Genomic DNA, 22,846 nt, shown 5'->3' with positions numbered 1-22,846 from the left:
ATTCGGGTGACGGCAAACCGCCCCGAAACGAGGATGAGTGTCAAAGTCCGAGCATCATGCGGACGACAGGCTCCAGCCCGCGCCCGATGGCCCGCGTGTTTTCAGCATCGAGATGGACGCCGTCCACCGGCGTCGTGCGGGCGACAGACCCGGCATCGAAAAATCCGCAGTCGAGGTCGTCGGCAAGGTCCCGGTAAACGGAAGCCAGCATCGCCGACTCATCGATTGCATCGCGAAAGATCGCGCCCATGACAGGGTTTGCCGTCTCACTGAGTTGCGGCGGCGCGACGATCAGCACGTCAGGCGCTTCCCAGTCCGGAACTTGCCAGACATGGTTGCGCGTGAGCTTCACCAGCCGCTCGATACCCTTCATGGCGACAATCGCCGAGCCGTGGATCGACGGTTTCATGTCGTTGGTGCCGAGCATGATGATGACGAGATCAAGCGGCGCATGGCTGTGCAGCAACGTCGGCAGAAGCCGCGCGCCGTTGCGGTCGCAATCGGCCGTCAGGTCGTCATAGGCGGTGGTGCGGCCGCCAAGACCCTCATGGATCACATGCACGTCGGAACCGAGCGCCTTCTGCAAGACGCTCGGCCAAAGATCGTCATGGCTGTGCCGGCCACCCGTTTCCGCATCAGATCCCCAGGTCAGGGAATCGCCAAAGCAGAGGACCGACTTCACCATGTTATTCTCCGATCAAACCAGCATGCCCATCGGGTTTTCGATGTAGCGCTTGAAGGCGCCGATCAGTTCGGCTCCGAGCGCGCCATCGACGCAGCGGTGGTCGGTGGAAAGCGTGACCGTCATGACGTTGGCGATCTTGATCTCGCCGTTCTTCACGACAGCGCGCTGTTCGCCCGCACCGACAGCCAGGATGGTGGCATGCGGCGGGTTGATGACGGCGGAGAAGCTCTTGACGCCCATCATGCCCATATTGGACACGGCCGTCGTGCCGCCCTGATACTCCTCGGGCTTCAGCTTGCGCTCTTTCGCGCGCTTGCCGTAGTCCTTCATCTCATTGGAGATGGTGGAGAGCGACTTCTCTTCCGCCTTGCGGATGATCGGCGTGATCAGGCCACCCGGAATGGAAACGGCAACGCCGACATCCGAATGCTTGTGCTTGACCATGTTGCTTTCCGTCCAGGAGACGTTGGCGTCAGGCACGTCGCGCAGCGCCAGAGCCAGCGCCTTGATGACCATGTCGTTGACCGAAAGCTTGTAGGCCGGCTTGCCGTCCTTTTCGGGTGCTGCAGCATTGAGCTGGGCGCGCAACGCCAGAAGCGTATCCAGTTCGCAATCCACGGAAACGTAGAAATGCGGAACGGTCTGCTTGGATTCGACCAGACGCTTGGCGATGACCTTGCGCATGCCGTCGTGCGGCACCAGCTCGTAGGAACCCGGCTCGAACAGCTTGAGAACGGCTTCGTCGGACGGACCCTTGGCAAGTGCCGGAGCCGGTGCGCCTGCGGATGCTGCGGCGGCAGGAGCTGCCTTCGCACCACCGGAAGCGGCAGCCTTTTCCACGTCGGTCTTGACGATGCGGCCATGCGGGCCGGACCCGGAGACGGCCGTGAGGTCGAGACCGGCTTCCTTGGCGAGACGACGGGCAAGCGGCGAAGCGAAGATGCGCTCGCCGGACTTTGCGACCGGGGCCGGTGTGGAAGCTGCGGCTGCCTGCTCAGCCTTGACTGGCGCAGCTTCGGTCTTTTCTTCCTTCGGTGCCTCGGCTTTGGCCTGAGACGGAGCAGGAGTGGCATTGCCGCCCTTTGCCGCCTCGGCCACATCTTCGCCTTCTGCAGCGAGGATGGCGATCAGGGCGTTGACCTTGACCGCGTCGGTGCCAGCGGCAACGACGAGCTTGGCAACGATGCCCTCATCGACGGCTTCCACTTCCATGGTCGCCTTGTCGGTCTCGATCTCGGCAATCACGTCACCGGGTGCGACCTTGTCGCCTTCCTTGACCAGCCACTTGGCCAGATTGCCCTCTTCCATGGTGGGAGAAAGGGCAGGCATGGTGATGTTTATCGGCATCGAAACGCCTCCCCTTACTTGTAGCAGACGGTTTTGACAGCCTGAACGACTTCATCGACGTTCGGCAGAGCCAGCTTTTCGAGGTTTGCCGCGTAAGGCATTGGAACGTCCTTGCCGGCGATCGTCAGGATCGGCGCATCGAGATAGTCGAAAGCGGCGCGCATGACCTGGTTGGCGATGAAGTCACCGACCGATGACTGCGGGAAACCTTCCTCGACCGTGACCAGACGACCGGTCTTCTTGACCGATTCGATGACGGTGGGCAGATCCATCGGACGGATGGTGCGCAGATCGATCAGTTCGACGTCGATGCCGAGCTTTTCGAGTTCCGCAACAGCCTTGATCGCGTAGGTCATGCCGATGCCGAAGGAAACGATGGTCGCGTCCGTGCCCTTGCGATGAATGCGCGCCTTGCCGATTGGCAGCACGAAATCATCGAGCTTCGGTACTTCGAAGCTCTGGCCGTAGAGAATTTCGTTCTCGAGGAAGATGACCGGGTTCGGATCGCGGATAGCCGCCTTCAGAAGACCCTTCGCGTCCGCTGCCGTGTAAGGCATGACGACCTTGAGGCCCGGAATATGGCTGTACCAGGCGGCATAACACTGCGAATGCTGAGCGCCAACGCGGGCGGCAGCACCCGAAGGACCGCGGAACACCATCGGCGCACCCATCTGGCCACCCGACATGTAAAGTGTCTTCGCTGCCGAGTTGACGATCTGGTCGATCGCCTGCATGGCAAAGTTGAAGGTCATGAATTCGACGATAGGCCGCAGGCCCGTCATTGCCGCACCGACGCCGATACCGGCAAAACCGTGCTCGGTGATCGGGGTGTCGATGACGCGGCGTTCACCGAATTCCTGCAACAGGCCTTGGGTGATCTTGTAGGCGCCCTGATATTCGGCGACTTCCTCACCCATGACAAAAACTTTTTCGTCGGCGCGCATTTCTTCGGCCATGGCGTCACGCAGCGCTTCACGCACCGTCGTCATCACCATTTCAGTACCGGCAGGAATATCCGGATCGGCAGCAACTTCGATCTTGGGTGCTGCCGGAACCTTGGCGGCTTCCTTGGAAGTGCTCGGCTCTTCGGATGCTTCGCGGGTCTTGCCGCCTGCGGCGTCCGAACCGGAATTTGCAGCCTCTGCCTTCGGCTCTTCCTTCTTGGCGGAGGAAGAGATGTCGGCGGCGCTTTCGCCTTCCTGAATGAGAACGGCGATCGGCGTGTTGACCTTGACGCCTTCGGTGCCGGCATCGATCAGCAGCTTGCCGATGACGCCTTCATCCACGGCTTCCACTTCCATGGTCGCCTTGTCGGTCTCGATCTCGGCAATCACGTCGCCGGAGGTGACCTTGTCGCCTTCCTTTTTAAGCCATTTGGAAAGCGTGCCTTCCTCCATGGTCGGGGAAAGGGCGGGCATAAGAATTTCTACTGGCATGGGTTTCCCTTTCCCGATCAGAGCAGAATGTCGGTGTAGAGCTCGGATACATCCGGCTCGGGGTCGTTCTGGGCGAAGTCAGCGCTGTCGGCAACGATGTCACGGACATCCTTGTCGATGGCCTTCAGTTCGTCCTCGCTTGCCCAGCCATGGTCGATGAGCCGTGCCTTGACCTGCTCGATCGGGTCGTGTTCGGAGCGCATCTTCTGCACTTCGTCTTTCGAACGGTATTTTGCCGGGTCGGACATGGAGTGACCACGGTAACGGTAGGTCAGCATCTCCAGAATGATCGGACCCTTGCCGGAGCGGCAATGTTCCAGTGCCTGATCGGCAGCCGCCTTGACGGCGCGCACATCCATGCCATCCACCTGAATGCCGGGAATGCCGAAGGACTGGCCGCGCAGCGAATAGTTCGACTGGGCGGTGGCGCGGGCGGTCGAGGTGCCCATGGCGTAACGGTTGTTTTCGACGATATAGATGATCGGCAGCTTCCAGAGAGCAGCCATGTTGAAGCTCTCGTAGACCTGACCCTGGTTGGCCGCGCCGTCACCGAAATAAGTCACGGAAACATTGTCGTTGCCGCGATAACGGTTGGCGAAGGCAAGACCGGTTCCAAGCGAAACCTGCGCACCGACGATGCCGTGACCGCCGTAGAAATGCTTCTCCTTGGAGAACATGTGCATGGAGCCGCCCTTGCCTTTCGACAAGCCGCCCCTGCGGCCGGTCAACTCGGCCATGACGCCACGCGCGCTCATGCCCAGAGCGAGCATGTGGCCGTGGTCACGGTAAGCGGTGATGACCTGATCGCCTTCCTTCTGCGACATCTGCATGCCAACAACAACGGCTTCCTGACCGATGTAGAGGTGACAGAAACCGCCGATGAAGCCCATGCCATAAAGCTGGCCGGCCTTTTCTTCGAAACGGCGGATGAGAAGCATTTCACGATAGGCGTGAAGCTCTTCTTCCTTCGAGAAGTCCGGGCTGTTCTTGCCGGTAAATTCGGTTGCAGCCTTTGCCGTTGTCTTGCGGCCGGATACGGTCGCTGGTTTTCGCGGCGCCATTCATCCCTCCCTGAGTTGCCGTTTGAATGGATAGAGTGGCGCGTACCATATGCAAGAAAATGCCATGCAGCAATGCTTTAAACGCATGGCACATATTCACGCTAAAGCGCTGTGAATAAATCACAAATGATTAATTAACTTGATTTCGGTTAATTAGAAATAGGTGTTCATGATGACGATTTCATCCGTGCGGGACATATTGAGCTGATAGCGCGAAATCTCGTCGATCATGTCCCGCTCAAGCGAGCCGTCGCTCATCAATTCCACCTGCCGCTCAAGCGCCACACGCGCCTGCGTGAGCTTTGCGAGCTCCGCGGTGCGGGTAATGCGCTGCCGCTCCAGCCGCTCCGTCGCCTGCAGGCCGAAGTCGCCATGAATGGAATGATACCCGAAATAGGAAAGAAAAGCGATCGTGATGGCCGGAACGATCAAACGGCCGAATCGTCTCTTTTTATGATGCCTGGTCCACATGCCGGAGAGAAGCCTTAAAACGCACAACGTGATTCTGAGACTAAGCCGGATTGTTTAACTATCCGTTGACCTTAAATTCCTGTCGGCTGACGGACGCAAAAAAGCCCGCCGGAAGGCGGGCTACGTTTGCAAAGAGAGTTCTCCTCTCAACTTCGTCATCCTCGCCCTTGGGACGAGGATCTATAAGTGGTTTGGAAGGTGGATCCTCGGGTCAGGCCCGAGGACGACGTCTCATGCGTGGACACGTCTTTCACCAACCTCAGCCCGCCAAGCGGCGGGCCACGTCGCCAAACCTGAACGCGAATTATCCGCGCAGGATCGAACGGCCGGCGTAAGCGGCCTGCGGGCCCAGCATTTCCTCGATACGGATCAGCTGGTTGTACTTCGCGAGCCGGTCGGAACGGGCAAGCGAACCGGTCTTGATCTGACCGCAATTGGTGGCAACCGCGAGATCGGCGATGGTGGAATCTTCCGTTTCGCCCGAGCGGTGCGACATGACGGCGGTGTAACCGGCCTTGTGCGCCGTTTCGACCGCATCCAGCGTCTCGGAAAGCGAACCGATCTGGTTGACCTTGACGAGGATGGAGTTGGCAACCCCCATCTTGATGCCGTCGCGAAGACGTGCGGAGTTGGTGACGAAAAGATCGTCGCCCACCAGCTGGCACTTGTTGCCGACGAGATCGGTCAGCGTCTTCCAGCCTTCCCAGTCGTCTTCGGCCATGCCGTCTTCGATGGAGATGATCGGATACTTGCCGACCAGATCGGCGAGATATTCAGCCATCGCGCCCGGCTCCAGCGTGCGGCCTTCGCCTTCGAGAACGTATTTTCCGTCCTTGAAGAATTCGGTCGACGCACAGTCAAGACCAACGAACATGTCGTCGCCCGGACGGTAACCGGCCTTTTCGATCGACTTCATGATGAAATCGAGCGCAGCCGGCGCGCTTTCGAGGCCCGGTGCGAAACCGCCCTCGTCGCCGACGTTGGTGTTGTGGCCCTGCGCCGACAGTTCTTTTTTCAGCGTATGGAACACTTCCGAACCCATGCGCACGGCTTCGCGGATGTTTTCCGCGCCGACCGGCAGGATCATGAATTCCTGGAAGTCGATCGGGTTGTCTGCATGCGCGCCGCCATTGATGATGTTCATCATCGGAACCGGCAGCAGATGTGCGTTCGGGCCGCCGACATAACGGTAAAGCGGCAGGCCGGAAGCTTCAGCGGCAGCCTTGGCGACTGCAAGCGATACGCCGAGGATGGCGTTCGCGCCAATGCGCGACTTGTTCGGCGTGCCGTCAAGCGCGATCATTATCTGGTCGATCTGAATCTGGTTTTCGGCATCAAAACCGCCGATGGCGTCGAAGATTTCCGTATTGACGGCTTCGACCGCCTTTTCCACGCCCTTGCCGAGATAACGCTTGCCGCCATCACGCAGCTCAACCGCCTCATGTGCGCCAGTGGAGGCGCCCGAGGGAACGGCAGCGCGGCCCATGGAGCCGTCTTCGAGATAAACGTCGACTTCAACGGTCGGATTGCCGCGGCTGTCGAGGATTTCGCGCGCGATGATATCGGTAATGGCAGTCATGGTCTCTCCCTTGGGAATGGAACAGATATTTTCCGTCGCCTGTCTTAGACGATGGCGAAGAAATTACAATGACGGCGAGCGGCGGAAACGGCCCGCCCGCCATTTAAAATCGATTGGCACAAACGGTGCCCGCCGCAACGGCCAGCCCTCAGGCTTTGGTGATGGCGTCGAAAGCCAGAAGCTTTTCGAGTAGTTTCGGCATGTCCTTCAGGTGCACCATGTTGGGGCCGTCAGACGGCGCATTATCAGGGTCCTCATGGGTCTCGATGAAGAGGCCGGCCACGCCGACGGCGACCGCCGCGCGTGCCAAAGTCTCGACGAATTCGCGCTGGCCGCCCGTGGAGCCACCCTGCCCGCCCGGCTGCTGCACCGAATGGGTGGCATCGAAGACAACAGGAGCGCCGAGCGAAGCCATGATCGGCAGGGAGCGCATGTCGGAGACCAGCGTATTGTAACCGAAGGACGCGCCGCGCTCGCACAGGAGCACGTTTGGATTGCCGCTCTCATTGAGCTTGGCAAGCACGTTCTTCATGTCCCAGGGCGCCAGGAACTGACCCTTCTTGACGTTGATGACGCGGCCGGTTTTGGCGGCGGCGACGAGAAGATCGGTCTGGCGGCTGAGGAAAGCCGGAATCTGCAGCACATCCACCACCTCGGAAACGATGGCGCATTGCTCCTCGGTGTGAATGTCGGTCAGAACAGGAAAGCCGAATTCCTTCTTGAGATCAGCGAAAACCTGCATCGCACTGTCAAGGCCGATGCCGCGCTTGCCGGAAAGCGAGGTGCGGTTCGCCTTGTCGAAGGAGGACTTGTAGACAAGTCCGATCCCGAGGCTGTCGCAAAGCTCTTTCAGGACACCTGCAATCATGAAGGCGTGTTCGCGGCTTTCCATCTGGCACGGGCCGGCAATCAGCGAAAAACGCTCGGTATTGGAGAAGGAAACCTTGCTGGCGCCGTCGCCGGCGATGACTTTGAGATTGTTCGTAACGCTCATCATTTTTCCTCGAAGGCGAAGGCAACGCCCTGACCGGGTGCCGCAGGCACCACCAGGCGGCCGCCCGCTTTTGCGCAGGACACGCCATTAGCAGCAAGCGCCGCCTCTGTCACGGCAAGATCGTGTGACGAAAAGACGATGCCCGCACCGCGCAATCCGCCGCCGCTCCAATCAGGAGTATTCGGGGCCTGTCCGCTGAAATCAGGTTTTCCGGTCAATCTGATGTGCGCATTGCCGGTCGCGAAAACCATATCACCATCCGGAGATATTCTGCCCTCACAACCAAAAACCGTTTCGATCAAGCGCGCCGCGTTCGGATCATCACCGGAGAACAAAACGATTTCGCTGAGGCCGGAGACACCGTTGGCATGGCGCTCCAGCACTGTTCGATCGCCCGGCAGGGCCTGCAGCCGCTGACAACTAAACAGAAAGAAATCCGCCGCCCCGCTTGCCGCAAAAGCCAGCCGGAACGCCGCCTCGCTTTCCGATCCATCCGGCATCCGCACATGGCGCGAAAACTGAAATACGTCGCCCGCTGACACGCCGGAGGCCAGAAACCTGTCATGGTCGGCAAGGGCATCATCGGTTTTAGCGACAAGAGCCGAAAAACCCTCCTGCCCGTCACGCTGCCGGAAGGCCCTGTCCCTGCCCGTGAACACATCTCCCCTGTCTGCCGAGGCATTATATTTAGCCGGATCAGCAATTACGAGCGGCTCCAGATAGGTCCCGTCAGTGAAAAAAACACAGGCATTTCGGGTGCCGAAAGGATGCAAAGCCTCCGGTGAGACCGTAAATCCAAGGCTGGCGAGACGTTTCGCGGCAACGCCGATTTCCTGCACCGGCAGAACGAGATGATCGACGCTATGGGATTTCATCATGACCTGTTTCCTGCGCTGGCGCTCCGCCCGGACATGCCTGGACGATTTGGGCCGCAGAAAAGCACAATCGTAGGCCAAGAAGCAAATCATCAAAACAACAGATAGCAGCTTCACGAAATTTTAGGGGATTGCGGAACACATATGGAACATATAGTGTTCGTTCTGTATTTGTTTCGCGACTTCCACTACGATTCTAAAGGGTGTTTTCCTCATGCTCACGCGCAAACAGCAGGAATTGCTTCTCTTCATTCATGAACGAATGAAAGAGTCCGGCGTGCCGCCATCCTTCGATGAAATGAAGGACGCACTCGATCTTGCCTCGAAATCTGGCATCCACCGCCTGATCACCGCCCTCGAAGAGCGCGGGTTTATTCGCCGGCTACCAAATAGAGCGCGAGCGCTGGAAGTCATCAAGCTGCCTGAGGCCTATACGCCGGGTGCAAGGCCGCAGCGCGGCTTTTCGCCGAGCGTCATCGAAGGCAGCCTTGGCAAGCCCAAGGCGCCGGAAGCGGCCCCTGCCCCCAAGACGCCGGCCAACGATCTCGTCGGGGCCGTTACCGTGCCGGTCATGGGCCGCATTGCCGCCGGTGTGCCGATTTCCGCCATCCAGAACAATACCCACGATGTGGCCGTGCCTGTTGATATGCTCGGTTCGGGCGAACATTACGCTCTTGAGGTCAAGGGCGACTCGATGATCGAGGCCGGCATTTTTGATGGCGATACCGTCATCATCCGCAATGGCAATACGGCAAATCCGGGTGATATCGTCGTAGCGCTGGTGGATGATGAGGAAGCCACCCTGAAGCGTTTCCGTCGCAAGGGCGCCTCCATTGCGCTCGAGGCGGCAAACCCAGCCTATGAAACGCGTATTTTTGGACCGGACCGGGTGAAAATCCAGGGCAAGCTGGTCGGACTGATCCGCCGTTACCATTGATTCAAGGCATGGGGCCGCAATTCCTTTTGCTGCGGGCACCATCAAGAGGATGGCGCTCCCCTTATGGAGCATTGCAGCTTGCTCCTTGGAATGATGCGGTTCTGCATAAGTGAGAAGCGACATCGTCTGGCAGGTCCGCACATCTTTTTATCGCGAAGGCCAGCAGGCAGCGGTAAGAAACAGATGATTGAAAATGAGCATCCTTAATTTCGTTGAGAAAGGATGCAGGTCATCAGTCTCGTCGCGGTGTGTTTCGTCGTTATCTCCGAATGGTGACGTACAGGTGCTTCTTTTCTTCCTGCCCCACTCATCAATACGGCTTATGGGAGCCATGGATTATTTGCAATATTCCTGGGCCCATCCGCCAGTATAGAAATGCGCATCATATCGGGGAACACGCCATGTACGATCTTTATATCGCCAACAAGAACTATTCCTCATGGTCACTGCGGCCATGGGTATTGATGCGCACGCTCGGCATTGCTTTCGATGAAAAACTCGTTCCCTTCGGCGAAGGCGTTTCCTTCTCCACCTTTTCGCCAACCGGCAAGGTGCCTTGCCTCGTTGATGAAGGCGTGACGGTTTGGGAATCGTTGTCGATCGCCGAATATCTGGCGGAGCGACACCAGGGCGTCTGGGCGAGCGACAAGCAGGCAAGAGCATGGTCGCGTTCGGCTGCGAGCGAAATGCATGCGGGCTTTTTCTCGCTGCGCAATCTCTACCCCATGTCGGTCGGCATTCGCGTGAAACCGAAGGGTGACAATACCGGGCTAGCGGCCGACATAAAGCGCGTTGATGCGCTGTGGAGCGAAGGCCTGGCAAAATTTGGCGGGCCCTTTCTTGCCGGTCAGAAATTTACGGCGGTCGATGCCTTCTTCTGCCCGGTGGCTTTCCGTTTCCAGACCTATGGCGCGGAACTTTCGCCCGCAGCGAAAGCCTATTGTGACCGGCTGCTCGCCCTGCCCGCCATGCGCGAATGGTACGAGGCCGGACTGAAGGAAACCTGGCGCGACGCGGCGCATGAAGAGGAAATCGGCGGGATCGGCGAATTGACGACGGATCTGCGCATCAAGGCCTGACGATCCAGGCTGGCGGCCCTCATTGTGGTGCCGCCAGCAACCGCGTGACGGCATCAGGGACCTCATGGTCAAAACGGCCGCTTTTCCAGTCGTAATAGCGATGTTCGCTCCAGGGCCTGTCCATGCCGGCTATCGCGGCGCGCAACCTGCCGACTACCGCGACCTGATCGCTGCCGGCAAAATCTATTTCCAGCGAACCGATCCGCCGCAGGATATCGCGGTTAAGCAAGAGTGCGCCCGAGCGGCATTGGGAGAAGGATGTTCTGCGGGAAACGACGACAATATCGGCGATATCACAAGCCTTTCCGGCAAATCGACCATCTTCCAGAACGATGATCCATTCGCCGCTTCTCGCGCGTGCGGCACACCATATGCCCTTGCTGCAGGTGAAAATACCGGGCTCCGCGTCTCTCAGGGCCACCGTCATCTGCCGTGCAACCGCCCTCATCTTTTCCGGATCAAGCTTCGCCTTGGTCAAAACCACGGTGGTTGCCGCAGCCTCCCTCTTGAGAAAGACCGGCGGAACTGGCTGTTTCGGCAGCAGCAGTGCCCTTTGCCACTGGTCATAAACGAAACCCTGCGGCCGTGTTTTCGTCGTGTAGGCTTTGCCATCCTCCAGCAGCGCCACCAGCATGCCATCCTCATGAACAAGCAGATGAGGCGGATTGCGATAGGCCGTGGCCGCCGACAGGCCAAAGGCGAGGACCAGAAACGGCAAACCAAGAAGCGCCAGCCGGCTGCGTAACAATGCCAGCAGCAGAAAACCAACGGAGGCAAGCCCCAGGAACCAGCCATGTGGCCGCCCCGTCGCAGCGCTTCCTCCCCAGGAGGCCACTTCCTGCGCAACGTCGATCACAAGAGCCATACCGTAACCCATGACCTTGAGGAACGGAGCATCGAGCCCGAAAGGCATCAGCAGCATGGCGACAAGGCCGAAAGGCATGACGATCAGCGACATGAGCGGCATGGCGGCCAGATTGGCAAAAAGTCCATAGGTGGTGACACGCTGAAAATGCTCGGCGGAATAGATCGCAGTCGAAAGACCGCCGATCAACGAGGTCGTGATGACGCCGCCGATGATGGCGCCCGCCGTTTGCGCCACCGTCATCCATGCCGGTTTGCGCCCGATGAACAGACGCTCGCGATCAACACGCCAGCGGCTCCAGGCGGCATAGGAGGCGACGAGCGCGATGGTTGCGGCAAAGGACATCTGGAAGCTCGGACCCATGATTTCCGAGGGCGACAAGGCAAGAATGACCAGAGCGGAAAGCGCAACATTCCTGAGACTGAGCGAGGGTTGATCGAAGAGAACAGCGATCAGCATCACCGACATCATCAGCCAGGCGCGTTCGGCGGAGACGGCGAAACCGGAAATCAGATAATAGGCAAGCGTCATCAGGAGTGCGGCGAAAGCCGAGATTTTCTTGACGGGCCAGCGCTGCGCAAAGGCCGGAAAAAGGCTGAAGGCAAGCCTCAACCCCACAAAGAATATGCCTGACGCCAGCGCCATGTTGAGCCCGGATATGGCGACGATATGGGCAAGGCCGGAAAGCCGCAGCGCTTCCATCGTCCCGGCGGATATGGCCTGTCTCTCATCGGTGACGATGGAGGCGGCAAAAGCGCCGGCATCACCGCCGATGGTGTTGCGGATGCGTTCCGCAATGGCGGTGCGCAGGCCGTAAAGCCGCATATCGGCCCATTCCAGCCAGTCCGTTCCGGCCCTGATGTCATCTTCGGGTGATATGACCGTCTGTGGCGGCTTATAAAAGAAGCCCGTCGCGCCTATGCCCCTGAAATAGGAGGCGAAGGCGAAATCGTTGAGCCCCGGCAAAGCCGGTCCGGATGGCGGCGAAAGCCGCGCCTTGCCACGAATGGTCGCGCCCAGTGCGGCGGGCTCACCTGCCCCGCGTGAGAGAAGCGACACCTTTTCCGGCGGGCGTGACAATGCCGGCGCTTCCGTCGCGGCAAGCCGCACCACATATCGCCAATCCCCGCGCGCATCGACCTCCCGGCGCGTCACCGTGCCTGTAATGGTAGTGGTGACGGGTGTATCCAGCACCACGGTTCCCACCCGCCGCGTTTCTACCTCGGCGAAAAGCATGCCCAGCAAGAACAGCGCGAAAAAGCCGCAGGCCGTCGCTGCCAGACCCGAACGATATTTCGTGAAGGATGCCAGACCCGCGGCAATGAGACATGCGATTGCCAGAACAGGGAATGAAGGCGAGGTATCGAGGGAAAACCAGAAGATCGCACCACAGCCGATGAAGACCGGCACGAAAAGAAAATCGTGGCCGAATGCACGCTCCTCGGCGAAGCATGCGGTGATTTTTTGAGAGGCGACAGCTCGCAGTTTTGGCCTGCTGACAAGGGCGGGCGTATCATATGCCGCAACATCCCCGGTTCTGCGGAGCGGGAACAGAATCTCCGCCGTGCCGGGCAAGCCGCCCTGCATCGTTTCCGCATATCCGAAATGCTGTTTTTCCCCTTGACCAAGCAATCCGCGCCGCGCCCCTGCCGCACCTGAAACAGGTTTGCAGGCGGATGCGAGGGATTGCAATGCTTTCCTTTAACCCTGCGTTGACCGAGATCGAATTGCTATGATGATAAAGCGAAAAGCAACGCAATTGCGTATGCCGCAATGCACAATTTGACCTTTGGATAGCTTGGCATCGGCGCAAGGATCATATAGCTAATCGGTAGACGCTTAACCGCGGGGCGTGTCTCAGCGCCCCCACCCGCATGTTTTCGGAGGATCAGTATGACGGAAAAAAGCGCTACAGTGACACTTGGCGAAAAACAGGTCGAACTCCCGGTCAGGGAAGGCACGATTGGACCAAGCGTCGTCGATATCGCCACGCTGTACAAGCACACGGGCTCCTTCACCTACGACCCGGGCTTCACGTCGACGGCCTCCTGCGAATCCAAGATCACCTATATCGATGGTGACGAAGGCGTTCTCCTTCACCGCGGCTTCCCGATCGAGCAGCTTGCCGAACAGGGCGATTTCCTGGAAACCTGCTACCTGCTGCTCTACGGCGAACTGCCGACGGCTGCGCAGAAGAAGGATTTCGACACCCGCGTCACGCGTCACACCATGGTGCATGAGCAGATGAGCCGCTTCTTCACCGGCTACCGTCGCGACGCGCATCCGATGGCCGTCATGTGCGGCACGGTCGGCGCTCTCTCGGCCTTCTATCACGACTCGACCGACATTACCGATCCGCACCAGCGCATGGTCGCTTCTTTGCGTATGATCGCAAAAATGCCGACGATCGCCGCCATGGCCTACAAGTACCATATCGGCCAGCCCTTCGTTTACCCGAAGAACGATCTCGATTACGCCTCCAACTTCCTGCACATGTGCTTTGCTGTACCGTGCGAGGACTACAAGGTTGATCCGGTTCTGGCCCGCGCCATGGACCGTATCTTCATCCTGCATGCCGATCACGAGCAGAACGCCTCCACCTCCACGGTGCGTCTTGCCGGTTCGTCGGGCGCTAACCCGTTCGCCTGTATTGCGGCTGGCATTGCCTGCCTCTGGGGCCCGGCTCATGGCGGCGCCAACGAAGCAGCACTCAACATGCTCAACGAGATCGGCACGGTTGACCGTATTCCGGAATATATCGCCCGCGCCAAGGACAAGAACGATCCGTTCCGCCTGATGGGCTTTGGCCACCGCGTCTACAAGAACTACGACCCGCGCGCCAAGATCATGCAGAAGACGATGTACGAAGTGCTGGAAGCCACTGGCAACTCCGACGATCCGATCATGCAGGTCGCGCTCGAACTGGAAAAGATCGCCCTTTCCGATCCTTATTTCGTCGAGAAGAAGCTTTACCCGAATGTCGACTTCTATTCGGGCATCACGCTGAAGGCGCTCGGCTTCCCCACGACCATGTTCACCGTTCTCTTCGCTCTCGCCCGCACCGTCGGCTGGATCGCACAGTGGAACGAAATGATCGAGGATCCGCAGCAGCGCATCGGCCGTCCGCGCCAGCTCTACACGGGCGCCGGCAAGCGCGACTACGTTCCGGTTTCCAAGCGCTAAGCCGCGAAACCATTTGAGATTAAAGGCCGGCAGGTTTTCACCCGCCGGCCTTTTTTGTTGGGCGTCTGAGTGGTTCTTAGTGGCGCGCCGCAACGCCCAGGAACTGCTTGAGTTCGGGGGTTGCGGGATTGGCGAACACCTCTTCCGGCGGGCCAATTTCATGCACCCTGCCCTCATGCATGAAGACGACGCGAGAGCAGACGTCGCGCGCGAACTTCATTTCATGCGTCACCATCAAGAGCGTCATGCCTTCGGCGGCGAGTTCCCGCACCACGGCAAGCACTTCCGCAACCAGTTCGGGATCGAGCGCCGAGGTGATCTCATCGCAGAGCAAAGCGATCGGCTGCATGGCGAGGGCGCGGGCAATGGCGACGCGCTGTTGCTGGCCACCTGACAACTCATCGGGATAGGCATCGAATTTATGCGCCAGGCCAACCCGCTCCAGCATCTTGCGGGCAACGGCTTCCGCCTCCGGTTTCGACGTCTTCTTGACCACCATCTGTGACAGCATGACATTGCCGCCGACGGTCTGGTGCGGGAAGAGATTGAACTGCTGGAAAATCATGCCGACCTTCAATCGAAGTGCCTTAAGATGGAGATCGTCTTCGAGAAGCTGTGCGCCGGCGACCGATATGGAACCGGCCGAAATCGTCTCCAGCCCGTTGATGCAACGAAGCAGGGTCGATTTTCCCGATCCGCTCTTGCCGATGATGGCGATGACCTCGCCCGGCTCGACATCGAGGTTGATGCCCTTCAGAACCTCGTTGCTGCCATAGCTTTTGCGGACTTCAGTGATTTCGATGAGCGACATTGAGCTTCCTTTCGAGGATCTGGCTGCTCTTCGACAGAGGCCAGCACAGCGCGAAATAGATGAGGGCCACGAGGCCATAAACGGTGAAGGGCTGGAAGGTGGCGTTGGTGACGACCGTGCCGGCCTTGGACAGTTCCACGAAACCGATGATCGAGGTCACCGCCGTTCCCTTGATGACCTGCACGAAAAAACCGACGGTCGGCGGAATGGCGACCCGCATGGCCTGCGGCAGGATGACGTAACGCATCTGCTGCAGGCGGCCCATGGCAAGGCTTGCCGACGCCTCCCATTGCCCCTTGGCGACAGATTCGACGCAGCCACGCCAGATTTCGGTCAGGAAGGCTGCTGCCCACAGGATCAGCGTCAGACCCGCCGCGAGCCAGGCCGGCACATCGATACCGAAAAGACCAAGGCCGAAAAAGGCGATGAAGAGCTGCATCAGCAGCGGCGTTCCCTGAAAAAGCTCGACATAATAGCGCGCGAAAACCCGCATCGATTTTTTCCGGGAAATGCGCATGAAGAGCAGAAGCAGCGCCACCAAGCCGCCGCCGGCAAAGGAGACGAGCGAGAGCAGCACGGTCCAGCGCGTGGCGAGCAGCAGGTTTCTGAGAATATCCCAGGTGGAGAACTCGATCATCGGACACTCCTGCGCGGAAAAATGAGGTTGCCGCCCATCAGCAGCACCTGCCGGAGAAGAATGGCCAGCACGAGATAGATGACGGTGGAGACCATGTAGGCTTCGAAGGCGCGGAAGGTGCGCGACTGGATGAAATTGGCCGCGAAGGTCAGGTCCTCGGCGGCGATCTGCGACACGACCGACGAACCGAGCATAACGATTACCACCTGCGAGGAGAGCGCCGGCCATATTCGTTGCAGGGAGGGAACCAGCACCACATGGCGGAAGGTTTCGAAACGGGTCATGGCAAGGCTTGCGCCGGCCTCGAACTGCCCCTTCGGCGTCGCCTGAATGCCGGCGCGGATGATCTCGCAGCTATAGGCCCCGAGATTGACCACCATGGCGATATTGGCGGCGCTCAGTTCCGACAGTTGCAAGCCAAGCGACGGCAGGCCGAAAAAGATAAAAAACAATTGTATGAGAAACGGCGTATTGCGAATGAGTTCCACATAGGTCGCGACCGGCGGCCGCAGCCATTTCGGGCCAAGCGCGCGCACCCAGGCACAGAATATGCCGAGCGCGATGCCGAGAACGCCGCCGACGGCGATCAATTCAAGCGTGACGGCGATACCCTTGGCGATCTGCGGATAATATTCGAGGAGCCATCCAAAATCGAATGTGTATTTCACCCGATGTTTCCTTCGGAAGAGGACAAACCATGCGCCGGGCCGGGATCAAACGGGACCGGCGCATGTGTTTGCCGGGTTGGTCACAGATCCTTCGGAAGATCGGTTTTCAGCCACTTCTGCGCGATGGTGTTCAGCGAACCGTCGGTCTTTGCAGTGGCGATGATGGCGTTGACCTTCTCCAGCAGCGCCGGCTGCTCCTTGTTCAGGCCGATATAGCAGGGAGAATTTTTGATCAGGAACTTAAGCTCGGGACGCTTCGGTGGGTTCTTCGCGAGAATGGCGGCGGCCACGACATTGCCCGTGGCGACGGCTTCCACCTGACCGGCGAGGAAGGCAGAGATAGTGCCGTTATTGTCCTCGTAGCGCTTGATGGTCGTATCAGCGGGAGCGACCTTGGTCAGTTCCAGATCCTCGACGGCGCCACGGGTAACGCCGATGGTCTTGCCGGCCAAATCTTCCGCCTTGGTGACAGCAAGCGAGTCCGGAGCGAACACACCGTTGAAGAAAGGCGCATAGGCGGTGGAGAAGTCGATGACCTTTTCACGGTCCGGGTTCTTGCCGAGGCTCGAAATGACGAGATCGACCTTGTTGGTCTGCAGATAGGGAACGCGGTTTGCGCTGGTGACCGGCACCAGCTCGACCTTCACCCCGAGCTTCTCGCCGATCAGGTTGGCGACGTCGATATCGTAACCCTGCGGCGCCATATCGGTGCCAACGCTGCCGAACGGCGGAAAATCCTGCGGGACGGCGACGCGGATCGTGCCTCGGGAAGTGATATCGCCGAGCGCGTCGGCAAAGGCTGCGGGCGAAAAACCAAGTGTTGCGGAAATCGCGGCAATGGCAAGCAATGAACGTCTGGAAAACATTGGGAATTACTCCTTGGGGCTTGAGGAAAGAGGCTGCAGTGAAAGCGAATTGCGAAGCTCGTAGAGCGGGTCCGGCCTGCGGGTGAGATCGAGACCGGTTTCGACTTCGTCGAGATGGCGGATGGCGAGTTCGGCGGCGCCGTGAAAATCAGCCGCCTTGATCGCCTCGAAGATGCGGCAGTGCCCGTCATGCGATTGCTGCGCATGGAAATCGGACTGATAGAGCATGGAGATGAGGATGGTTCTGGCCGTCAGGTCGCGCAGCGTTTCGACGATGATGTCATTTCCGGCGATTTCGGCGATGCGGATGTGGAAATCGCCCATCAGGCAGGTCAGGCGCTGGCGGTCGCCTTTGACAATCGCCGCCTTTTCTTCATCGAGATGATTGGCAAGGATCGTTATGCCTTCCGCGCTGATGGCGGAAAGGTTGCGCAAAAGTCCATATTCGATGATGCGCCGTGCCTCATAGACCTTGATGGATTCTTCGGCGGAAGGCTCCACCACGAACCAGCCGCGGCGCGGGCTGACCGTGACGATGCCGCGCGTCTCCAGCCGCATCATCGCCTCGCGGATGCGCGTGCGCGACACGCTGAAAAGGCTGGCGAGCTGGTTCTCGCTGAGGCGGGTGCCCGGGCGGATGCGCGCGGAAAGAATGCCTGAGATGATGGCGTCTTCTACCGCGCTCTGGGCGCTTTCTGATGTATGGCTATCTTGCATACAAGATTGAAAGCAAGAGGTGTGCCAGACGTAAATTCGCGGGCCGCGAACCCTATAAAAGCCTGGGGATTGCCGCCCTAACGATCAAATGCGTTAAAACCAACCCCTCGCCTGCCTGCATTGGCGGCAAGGCGGCAGTTGGCTTAACCTGTCGGAAAAACCGATATTTTCGCCGCCTGTGGACAGGATGGCTGCGATTATACCGAGGAGCTATTCTTGTTTTTGAGGACATCGAGAAGAATGCGCGCGCCGGTTTCGCCCGGCGGTACATCCGTGTGCAAACGCCGCTGCACCAGCGCATAACCTTCGAGCATCGCCCGCCGCTCGGTGGTATCGGACGACAGACGCTCGGCCCAGCGCAGCATCGAGCCTGCCCTGACGACCTCGTTGAAATATTCCGGAATGATGGCGTAATCGGCGATCAGGTTCGGCAGGGCGCCGGTCCAGGTTTTCACCCGCTTGCTCAGCATGGTGAAAATCCAGTCGGTCTTGTAGACCGAGATGGTCGGCACACCCGCGAGTGCGAGTTCCAGAATGACCGTGCCGGAAGCGGCGATGGCCGCATCGGCTTCAGCAAACGCGTTCCATTTGAAGGCGGAATCGATGCCGATTTCGGGCCTTATATCCTCCGGCCATGATGCCACCAGTTCGTGGATGCGTTTTTCCTGACGTGGCACAGTGGGCAAAAGAAACCGCGTCGAACCGTTGCGCTCTACAAAAGCTCTCGCTGCCGCCTGAAAAGGCTCCATCAGCCGCGTCGTTTCAGTGGAGCGCGAGCCCGGCAGGAGGAGGATGGTTTTCGGCTGGCCATCTGCCGGCAGAGAGCGTTCCGCCCGCTTCTGCCGCACAGAGAGCACATCGGCATCGACGCTGAGCCGATGGCCGACAAAGGTCGTCGGGGGACCGCCGAGACGGCGCATCGCTTCCGGCTCGAAGGGCAGCAGGGCCAGAACATGATCGACATAGGACAGCATCGCGGTGGCGCGATATTCCTTCCACGCCCAGACGCTGGGGCAGACATAATTGACAACAGGCAGATGCGGTAATTGCCGGCGGACTTTCTTCGCAACGCGATGGGTGAAATCCGGACTGTCGATGATCAGCAGAATATCGGGCTTTGCAGCGGCGATTGCCTGGGCGGTCTGGTTGATCCGCGCAATGAGCTTCGGCAGCTTTTTCAAAACCTGCGTGAAGCCCATGATCGAGAGTTCGGAATAGTCGAACAGGGAAACCAGGCCCTGTGCTTCCAGCGCATCGCCGCCGACACCCACCAGCTCGACGGGGCCCGCATATCGGGCCTTGAGCGACCGGATCAGATCCGCACCCAGAAGATCACCGGATACCTCTCCGGCAATGACCGCCACTTTTAATGCCGCCGTCATCCGATCAACTCTCCCCCATCATGTCTCCGCCGAGTGACGTATCGATGCCGCAGACGAATATGCCCGCCTCATCGGCCGCCTTCAACATCGCCTCGCGATCAAGCACCAGCGCCCGTCCGGCTTCGACGGCGATGCCGGCCAATCCCGCCTTGCGTGCATTCTCCACCGTTTCCACACCGATTGTCGGCAGGTCGGCGCGCACATCCTGCTGCGGCTTGCACAGCTTTACGAGTACACCCTTGCGGCGCAGGGATATACGTCCTTCGGCGCGCAATGCCGCGACGCGCGCCAGCATGGCATCCGTGCCCTCAACGCCTTCCAGCGCGACGATACGGCCACCCACGGCGACTGCTCCCTGCCCCACATCCAGCTTGCCGAGTGCAAGTGCCGCCTCAGCCGCCTTGCGTATGTCACGCAGATCTTCCTCGGCGGGCTTTTGTGCACCGAAAGGGCCTGTCGCAGCCAGCAGGCCGGGCGCGATCTCGTGCGCGCCGATGACTTTTGCGCCAAGTGTGCCGATGATCTTGATGACCATCTGCAAAACGGCGTCATCGCCGCTCGACAGCAGCGTCCTGACAATGGACGGCAGTTTGAGCAGGATGCCGACCGTGGGGCGGATCTCGCGCCATTCCGGCCGTCGCGCCACGCCGCCGGAAAGCACGACACGGTCTACCTGATTTTCACGCAGCAGACGGCCCAGCCCGGCGACATCACCGACACTGATGACGGCATTGTCGAAACCGCTCCAGTCGAAACGGGAATCGTCGCGCAAGCGCACGATGAAAGGGTTCTCGCCCATCTCACGGGCGGCAGCCGCCACATAAAGCGGCAGCTGGCCGCTGCCGGCCACGATGGCGAGACGCCCGCCGCCTGTCACGGCTCACTTGCCCCGGTTGGGCGAAGAGATCGCGCGGTCGCTATCCGCGCCGATGAAATCGAGGATTTCAAGCGCCTGCGGGCAGTCCAGATAGTCGTTGCGGTCGAGGGCTGCGGCATTGCCGCGGATCGTGCCTTCGGCCTCGAAAATCGCCTTGTAGACGCGTCTGACCTTGTGGATATCCGCACGCTCGATGCCTGCACGTGTCATGCCGACAACGTTCAGCCCGCCGAGAATGCCGGGGTTGCCATTCAGCATGCCATAGGGAATGACGTCGTAATTGACCGCCGACAGCCCGCCGATGAAAGCCTGGCGGCCGATACGGGTGAACTGGTGCACGGCGCAGCCACCGCCCAGAATAGCGCGGTCCTCGATGGTAACATGGCCCGCCAGCATCACATTGTTGGACAGGATGATGTGGCTGCCGAGGCGGCAATCATGCGCCACATGCGAATTGGCGAGGAAGAGATTGTCATCACCGATAATGGTCTTGCCGCTGCCATCGGAACTGCCGGCGTTCATCGTCACGCCTTCACGCATGACGCAGCGTTCACCGATCTCGAGCGTCGTTTCCGAACCGTCGTGGCGAACCGCCTGCGGTGTGCCGCCGATGACCGCCATGGGATGGACGACCGAACCGCGGCCGATGACGGTCCGGCCGGAAACAACGGCGTGATTGTGCAGCCAGACACCGTCATGCAGCGTGACTTTCGCGCCGACATAGCTCAGCGCGCCGATGACGACGTTTTCACCGATCACCGCGCCGTCTTCGATGACGGCCGTCGGGTGAATTCTGGCCGAGGCGGCAATCGTGCTCATTGCTGGTCCTCGGGGATCATCATGGCGCCGACATCGGCTTCCGCCACCAGCGCGCCGTCCACCTTCGCCTCGCAATGGAATTTAAAAACATTGCCGCGCTGGCGCTGCTTGACCACGTGGATTTCCAGACGATCACCGGGAACGACGGGTCTACGGAAGCGCGCATTGTCGATGGTCATGAAATAGACGAGGTAACCGCCCTCACCCTGGCTACGGGCGCAGATCGCGCCTGCCGTCTGCGCCATGGCTTCGACGATCAGAACGCCCGGCATGATCGGGCGATCCGGGAAATGGCCGGTGAAATGCGGTTCGTTGACAGTGACGTTCTTGATGCCGATCGCCGAGTTGTTACCATCGATCTCGATGATCTTGTCGATCAGCAGGAATGGGTAACGATGCGGCAGAAGCTTCATGACTTCCAGAATGTCAGCCGCGCCGAGCGTCGTCTTCGTTTCTTCAGTCATTGTTTTTCTCTCCTGTTTTTTTATCACGCCCTTCAGCGCGTGCCAGAATTTCGGCCATGTCGCGCAGGAAATATTTCATTGGACGCGCAGGCGTTCCGCCATAACGGGCGCCTGCCGGTACGTCCGCTACAACACCGCTCATCGCCGCAATCTGCACGCCGTCGCCAATGTTGATATGGCCATTGATGCCGGCCGCGCCGCCAATCATCACACCGTCGCCGATGCGGGTGCTGCCCGCAATGCCAACCTTGCTGACGATGCCGCAATGGCGGCCGATACGAACGTTGTGGCCAATCTGGACCTGATTGTCGATCTTGGTGCCTTCGCCAATGACCGTGTCATCCATGGTGCCGCGATCGATCGTGGTGTTGGCGCCAATCTCGACATTGTCCTGAATGATGACGCGACCGATCTGCACGATCTTCAGCATGCCGCGTGGACCGGGGGCATAACCGAAACCGTCCTGACCGATGCGCGCGCCGTTGTGGATAATCACATTATTACCGATGAGCGCGGCAAGAACGCTTGCGCCGCCCGCAATGGTGCAATCACGCCCTATCTGCACATCCTGCCCGATGATGACGCCGGGGCCAATCCGCGTGCCAGCGCCAATATGGGCGCCGGCTCCGATCACGGCAAGCGCCTCGACAATGACGCCCGCTTCCAGTTTCGCGGATGGATCGACATGGGCAGCATGGGAAATTTCGGCGTCCATCCGCGCGATCGGACCGGGTCGCATGGCGGAAGGATGCAACAATGCACCGACCTGCGCAAAAAGGGTGTGGGGGTTTTTCGATATCAGCGCGGGGGTGTGAGACGGAAGCATGTCTACAAGCGCTGCATCACAAATGACGGCGCCAGCTTCGCAGGTCTGCAGCTCATCGCGGCTCTTGCGCGAAAGAATATAGCAGAGCTGATCGGGCTTTGCCCTATAGACCGGCGAAACGGACCTGATAATCCGTTCTCCCGCCGCATCGTCAGACAGTTCCGCCCCAAAATGATCTGCGATATCTTTCAATCGCAGTCCCTCATGGGGCGGAAAAAAGGCATTGTATTCCATCAGCCGGAAACTCCAGAACGTTCAAAGTTGCAG

22 protein-coding genes are annotated in these 22,846 nt (G+C 59.4%); 3 read left to right on the top strand and 19 right to left on the bottom strand.

Going from position 1 to position 22,846, the window contains the following annotated elements; translation table 11 throughout:
• Window positions 1–40: 40 nt before the first annotated feature.
• The 8 genes from DA915_RS07310 to DA915_RS07275 form a co-directional block, all read right to left on the bottom strand.
• Window positions 41–685, bottom strand: coding sequence for an SGNH/GDSL hydrolase family protein (locus tag DA915_RS07310; RefSeq protein WP_107675514.1), 645 nt, complete (start codon window positions 683–685; stop codon window positions 41–43).
• A 12-nt stretch (window positions 686–697) separates the two neighbouring features.
• Window positions 698–2,032, bottom strand: a complete 1,335-nt coding sequence (locus tag DA915_RS07305) for a pyruvate dehydrogenase complex dihydrolipoamide acetyltransferase (protein ID WP_060726180.1) — start codon at window positions 2,030–2,032, stop codon at window positions 698–700.
• Between the two features lie 14 nt (window positions 2,033–2,046).
• Entirely contained in the window at window positions 2,047–3,468 is a 1,422-nt protein-coding gene (locus tag DA915_RS07300; RefSeq protein ID WP_107675513.1) for a pyruvate dehydrogenase complex E1 component subunit beta, read from the bottom strand.
• Between the two features lie 17 nt (window positions 3,469–3,485).
• Window positions 3,486–4,529, bottom strand: a complete 1,044-nt coding sequence (gene pdhA, locus DA915_RS07295) for a pyruvate dehydrogenase (acetyl-transferring) E1 component subunit alpha (RefSeq protein ID WP_020012450.1) — start codon at window positions 4,527–4,529, stop codon at window positions 3,486–3,488.
• A gap of 153 nt (window positions 4,530–4,682) precedes the next feature.
• Window positions 4,683–5,000, bottom strand: a complete 318-nt coding sequence (locus DA915_RS07290; protein ID WP_003502598.1) for a septum formation initiator family protein — start codon at window positions 4,998–5,000, stop codon at window positions 4,683–4,685.
• A gap of 304 nt (window positions 5,001–5,304) precedes the next feature.
• Window positions 5,305–6,579, bottom strand: a complete 1,275-nt coding sequence (gene eno / locus DA915_RS07285) for a phosphopyruvate hydratase (protein WP_107675512.1) — start codon at window positions 6,577–6,579, stop codon at window positions 5,305–5,307.
• 148 nt (window positions 6,580–6,727) lie between these two features.
• On the bottom strand, window positions 6,728–7,573 hold the full coding sequence (gene kdsA, locus DA915_RS07280) for a 3-deoxy-8-phosphooctulonate synthase (protein ID WP_107675511.1): 846 nt from the start codon (window positions 7,571–7,573) through the stop codon (window positions 6,728–6,730).
• Window positions 7,573–8,451: a VOC family protein gene (locus DA915_RS07275; RefSeq protein ID WP_107675510.1), complete on the bottom strand. Its 879-nt coding sequence runs from the start codon at window positions 8,449–8,451 to the stop codon at window positions 7,573–7,575. The genes kdsA and DA915_RS07275 overlap by 1 nt, the downstream gene beginning before the upstream one ends.
• 211 nt (window positions 8,452–8,662) lie before the next feature.
• On the opposite strand from DA915_RS07275, the gene lexA reads away from it, so the two are divergent.
• The gene (lexA, locus tag DA915_RS07270) at window positions 8,663–9,385 is read left to right on the top strand and encodes a transcriptional repressor LexA (RefSeq protein ID WP_107675509.1); all 723 of its coding nucleotides are present in this window, start codon (window positions 8,663–8,665) and stop codon (window positions 9,383–9,385) included.
• 401 nt (window positions 9,386–9,786) lie between these two features.
• Window positions 9,787–10,464: a glutathione S-transferase family protein gene (locus tag DA915_RS07265; protein ID WP_107675508.1), complete on the top strand. Its 678-nt coding sequence runs from the start codon at window positions 9,787–9,789 to the stop codon at window positions 10,462–10,464.
• A 19-nt stretch (window positions 10,465–10,483) separates the two neighbouring features.
• Here DA915_RS07265 and DA915_RS07260 read toward each other — a convergent pair whose 3' ends face one another.
• Window positions 10,484–12,916 (bottom strand): ComEC/Rec2 family competence protein, encoded by a 2,433-nt coding sequence (locus tag DA915_RS07260; RefSeq protein ID WP_107675507.1) that lies wholly within the window; start codon window positions 12,914–12,916, stop codon window positions 10,484–10,486.
• 306 nt (window positions 12,917–13,222) lie between these two features.
• On the opposite strand from DA915_RS07260, the gene gltA reads away from it, so the two are divergent.
• Entirely contained in the window at window positions 13,223–14,512 is a 1,290-nt protein-coding gene (gene gltA / locus DA915_RS07255) for a citrate synthase (protein WP_003502585.1), read from the top strand.
• A 76-nt stretch (window positions 14,513–14,588) separates the two neighbouring features.
• Here the strand turns inward: gltA and DA915_RS07250 are convergent, their stop codons facing one another.
• The 10 genes from DA915_RS07250 to lpxD form a co-directional block, all read right to left on the bottom strand.
• Window positions 14,589–15,323, bottom strand: a complete 735-nt coding sequence (locus DA915_RS07250; protein ID WP_060726176.1) for an amino acid ABC transporter ATP-binding protein — start codon at window positions 15,321–15,323, stop codon at window positions 14,589–14,591.
• On the bottom strand, window positions 15,301–15,960 hold the full coding sequence (locus DA915_RS07245; RefSeq protein WP_003502581.1) for an amino acid ABC transporter permease: 660 nt from the start codon (window positions 15,958–15,960) through the stop codon (window positions 15,301–15,303). Before DA915_RS07245 ends, DA915_RS07250 begins: the two co-directional genes overlap by 23 nt.
• Window positions 15,957–16,628, bottom strand: a complete 672-nt coding sequence (locus DA915_RS07240) for an amino acid ABC transporter permease (RefSeq protein ID WP_020012427.1) — start codon at window positions 16,626–16,628, stop codon at window positions 15,957–15,959. The genes DA915_RS07245 and DA915_RS07240 overlap by 4 nt, the downstream gene beginning before the upstream one ends.
• Before the next feature lie 80 nt (window positions 16,629–16,708).
• Window positions 16,709–17,494 carry a transporter substrate-binding domain-containing protein gene (locus DA915_RS07235; protein WP_003502579.1) on the bottom strand — a complete coding sequence of 262 codons (786 nt, stop codon included), beginning with the start codon at window positions 17,492–17,494 and terminating at the stop codon, window positions 16,709–16,711.
• A gap of 6 nt (window positions 17,495–17,500) precedes the next feature.
• Entirely contained in the window at window positions 17,501–18,211 is a 711-nt protein-coding gene (locus DA915_RS07230; RefSeq protein WP_003502578.1) for a GntR family transcriptional regulator, read from the bottom strand.
• Between the two features lie 197 nt (window positions 18,212–18,408).
• Entirely contained in the window at window positions 18,409–19,593 is a 1,185-nt protein-coding gene (gene lpxB / locus DA915_RS07225; RefSeq protein ID WP_107675506.1) for a lipid-A-disaccharide synthase, read from the bottom strand.
• Window positions 19,594–19,597: 4 nt separating this feature from the next.
• Complete coding sequence (locus DA915_RS07220) at window positions 19,598–20,470, bottom strand: LpxI family protein (RefSeq protein WP_192886430.1); 873 nt, start codon at window positions 20,468–20,470, stop codon at window positions 19,598–19,600.
• Between the two features lie 3 nt (window positions 20,471–20,473).
• Window positions 20,474–21,289 (bottom strand): acyl-ACP--UDP-N-acetylglucosamine O-acyltransferase, encoded by an 816-nt coding sequence (gene lpxA, locus DA915_RS07215; protein ID WP_003502575.1) that lies wholly within the window; start codon window positions 21,287–21,289, stop codon window positions 20,474–20,476.
• Window positions 21,286–21,753, bottom strand: a complete 468-nt coding sequence (gene fabZ / locus DA915_RS07210; RefSeq protein WP_003502572.1) for a 3-hydroxyacyl-ACP dehydratase FabZ — start codon at window positions 21,751–21,753, stop codon at window positions 21,286–21,288. The genes lpxA and fabZ overlap by 4 nt, the downstream gene beginning before the upstream one ends.
• Window positions 21,746–22,813 (bottom strand): UDP-3-O-(3-hydroxymyristoyl)glucosamine N-acyltransferase, encoded by a 1,068-nt coding sequence (gene lpxD, locus DA915_RS07205; protein WP_003502570.1) that lies wholly within the window; start codon window positions 22,811–22,813, stop codon window positions 21,746–21,748. The genes fabZ and lpxD overlap by 8 nt, the downstream gene beginning before the upstream one ends.
• Window positions 22,814–22,846: the final 33 nt, after the last annotated feature.

It is taken from the genome of Agrobacterium sp. LAD9, from assembly GCF_003031125.1.
Lineage (GTDB): Bacteria > Pseudomonadota > Alphaproteobacteria > Rhizobiales > Rhizobiaceae > Agrobacterium > Agrobacterium radiobacter.
The sequence above is the reverse complement of the archived record's forward strand: the minus strand, read 5'-3'. Positions and strand labels throughout refer to the sequence as shown.

Coding starts and splice junctions, on each gene's coding strand:
- DA915_RS07305 (WP_060726180.1), bottom strand. CDS start 2,032: ATGCCGATAAACATCACCATGCCTGCCCTTTCTCCCACCATGGAAGAG.
- lexA (WP_107675509.1), top strand. CDS start 8,663: ATGCTCACGCGCAAACAGCAGGAATTGCTTCTCTTCATTCATGAACGA.
- DA915_RS07310 (WP_107675514.1), bottom strand. CDS start 685: ATGGTGAAGTCGGTCCTCTGCTTTGGCGATTCCCTGACCTGGGGATCT.
- eno (WP_107675512.1), bottom strand. CDS start 6,579: ATGACTGCCATTACCGATATCATCGCGCGCGAAATCCTCGACAGCCGC.
- DA915_RS07265 (WP_107675508.1), top strand. CDS start 9,787: ATGTACGATCTTTATATCGCCAACAAGAACTATTCCTCATGGTCACTG.
- DA915_RS07235 (WP_003502579.1), bottom strand. CDS start 17,494: ATGTTTTCCAGACGTTCATTGCTTGCCATTGCCGCGATTTCCGCAACA.
- lpxB (WP_107675506.1), bottom strand. CDS start 19,593: ATGACGGCGGCATTAAAAGTGGCGGTCATTGCCGGAGAGGTATCCGGT.
- lpxD (WP_003502570.1), bottom strand. CDS start 22,813: ATGGAATACAATGCCTTTTTTCCGCCCCATGAGGGACTGCGATTGAAA.
- pdhA (WP_020012450.1), bottom strand. CDS start 4,529: ATGGCGCCGCGAAAACCAGCGACCGTATCCGGCCGCAAGACAACGGCA.
- DA915_RS07300 (WP_107675513.1), bottom strand. CDS start 3,468: ATGCCAGTAGAAATTCTTATGCCCGCCCTTTCCCCGACCATGGAGGAA.
- DA915_RS07290 (WP_003502598.1), bottom strand. CDS start 5,000: ATGTGGACCAGGCATCATAAAAAGAGACGATTCGGCCGTTTGATCGTT.
- gltA (WP_003502585.1), top strand. CDS start 13,223: ATGACGGAAAAAAGCGCTACAGTGACACTTGGCGAAAAACAGGTCGAA.
- DA915_RS07260 (WP_107675507.1), bottom strand. CDS start 12,916: ATGCAGGGCGGCTTGCCCGGCACGGCGGAGATTCTGTTCCCGCTCCGC.
- DA915_RS07230 (WP_003502578.1), bottom strand. CDS start 18,211: ATGCAAGATAGCCATACATCAGAAAGCGCCCAGAGCGCGGTAGAAGAC.
- DA915_RS07245 (WP_003502581.1), bottom strand. CDS start 15,960: ATGATCGAGTTCTCCACCTGGGATATTCTCAGAAACCTGCTGCTCGCC.
- fabZ (WP_003502572.1), bottom strand. CDS start 21,753: ATGACTGAAGAAACGAAGACGACGCTCGGCGCGGCTGACATTCTGGAA.
- lpxA (WP_003502575.1), bottom strand. CDS start 21,289: ATGAGCACGATTGCCGCCTCGGCCAGAATTCACCCGACGGCCGTCATC.
- DA915_RS07275 (WP_107675510.1), bottom strand. CDS start 8,451: ATGATGAAATCCCATAGCGTCGATCATCTCGTTCTGCCGGTGCAGGAA.
- kdsA (WP_107675511.1), bottom strand. CDS start 7,573: ATGAGCGTTACGAACAATCTCAAAGTCATCGCCGGCGACGGCGCCAGC.
- DA915_RS07250 (WP_060726176.1), bottom strand. CDS start 15,323: ATGTCGCTCATCGAAATCACTGAAGTCCGCAAAAGCTATGGCAGCAAC.